Genomic DNA, 1,730 nt, shown 5'->3' with positions numbered 1-1,730 from the left:
GAGCGCCGCGTCTTCCACTCGCTGTTCGCGATCGAGGACCAGAAGGAAGGCATGAACGCCTTCGTCGACAAGCGGCCCCCGCACTTCACCCATCGGTAACCGAATGATCGAGGCAGCATGACGGAAACGCCACCAGAGGTGAACTTTCACGACGTAGCGGTTCACCTGGTCGACCTGCTGAACGCCCGGCATCGTGGCGCCGGGCAAGGACAGCGCACGCACGTCCCTATAGGTGCCACGCCTTCCGTCGATCAGTGCTTCGGAACTATCGATGACTCTGTCCACAATCGATTCGGAGGCTTGCTGTTCAGCGGCTACAGCGTCGGTTCCGTACGTCTGATCGGATGAGTAGTCGGCGATGACGATGCCCCACAGCGACTCCATCCATGCCGTGACCTCGGCAGACGGGAACAATGCCGCCGGGTACGCACCCGATCCGCTGCGCGAATCACTTCAGGAATGTCGTCGTGAAGCCTTTCTGGCCGCGGCACGCGGAGTGTTCACGACCGCTGGGTACCACGGTGCGCGGATGGACGCCATCAGCGCCCGGGCCGGCCTGAGCAAGCCGGTCCTTTACAGCGAGTTCCCTGGCAAACTCGATCTGTATATCGCTGTCCTGCAGCAGTATCTGGACAAGATGGTGGCCGGCGTTCGTCGAGGCGTGGCCGTGGACGCCGGGTACGGCGAACGTGTGCGGCGCGCAGTCATGGCCTACTTCGACTTCGCCGACGAAGACGAGGGAGGGCACGTGCTCGTGTTCGAGACCCCGGTGCCCAGCGAACCAGTGATCGCATGGCGGGTGAGTTGTGCTATGAGGGAATGCGCGACGCTGGTGAGCGACCAGTTGCGCGGTGCTGGGGTCGACCCGGCCCGAGCCGATATGTGCGCGTCGGGCCTCGTCGGGGCGAGCCATCTCGCGGCCAGAGACTGGCTTGACGCCGGACGTCCGATTCCCAAGGCAGACGCTGTGGACACGGTGGTCGCACTGTGCTGGAGCGGGCTGTCGTCTATCGATCGCCTTGGCCCGCCGAGATGATTCTTCGGTGGCTCGACAGGCACGGGCCATGTCGATAGCCGCCAGCTTTGGATCGGGCGCATGTTCAATTGCCCGATCAGCGGCTCTACCACCTCACCAGTAGGCTTATCTCGCTGGCTTGCCCTCACGCCCAGGAGTGAGGGCAAATGTGTTCCGGCACTTCCCATGACATCTGCTGACATCTGTGCGGTAGCGGCACAGCACGGCGGGGCACCGTCCGGGCACGCGGCCGCGCGGAGCGCACACAGCGACAGCGACCCGAGTGCCGTCATCCCTCGGTGGTGACCTGAACCGTCCGACCACCAGTGGACATGCTCTCCGTGGTCGACGTGGAAAACCCTGCGGTCCGTCGCTGCAACGCCCTCTACTCGATGCGATGATCTCAGCTGCGATCGCGGTGGGCACCGTTGCCCGGTTCACGCCTTGCTCTCTGACGTCGGTGGTCGACCAGAGAAGATCACCAGTACTGCCCAACCCCGCGCCGGGAGCGAATTCGCTGACTCCGGGCGAAACGGCCGGATGGAAGTTTGGCTCCGGCCGTCTCGCTGTGTGGTTAGGCTTTCACGAAGCGCAGCAGTGCGGTGTTGACCTCGTCGGCGTGGGTCCACAGCAGGCCGTGGGGTGCGCCCTCGATTTCGACGTATTCCGCGTGCGGGACCAGCTTTGCGAACCGGCGGCCGGTTGCGTCGATCGG

2 protein-coding genes and 1 pseudogene are annotated in these 1,730 nt (G+C 64.2%); 2 read left to right on the top strand and 1 reads right to left on the bottom strand.

Going from position 1 to position 1,730, the window contains the following annotated elements; translation table 11 throughout:
* Positions 1–99: pseudogene (locus tag ACWF9G_RS34275) on the top strand (enoyl-CoA hydratase); the annotation flags it as partial.
* A gap of 259 nt (positions 100–358) precedes the next feature.
* Positions 359–1,036: a TetR/AcrR family transcriptional regulator gene (locus tag ACWF9G_RS34270; protein ID WP_452520380.1), complete on the top strand. Its 678-nt coding sequence runs from the start codon at positions 359–361 to the stop codon at positions 1,034–1,036.
* Between the two features lie 553 nt (positions 1,037–1,589).
* Here ACWF9G_RS34270 and ACWF9G_RS34265 read toward each other — a convergent pair.
* A partial coding sequence (locus ACWF9G_RS34265; RefSeq protein ID WP_452520382.1) for an alpha/beta fold hydrolase occupies positions 1,590–1,730 on the bottom strand: 141 nt, incomplete at its 5' end.

This window comes from Nocardia sp. NPDC055029, assembly GCF_053608525.1.
This window is presented reverse-complemented; position numbering and strand designations above follow the sequence as displayed.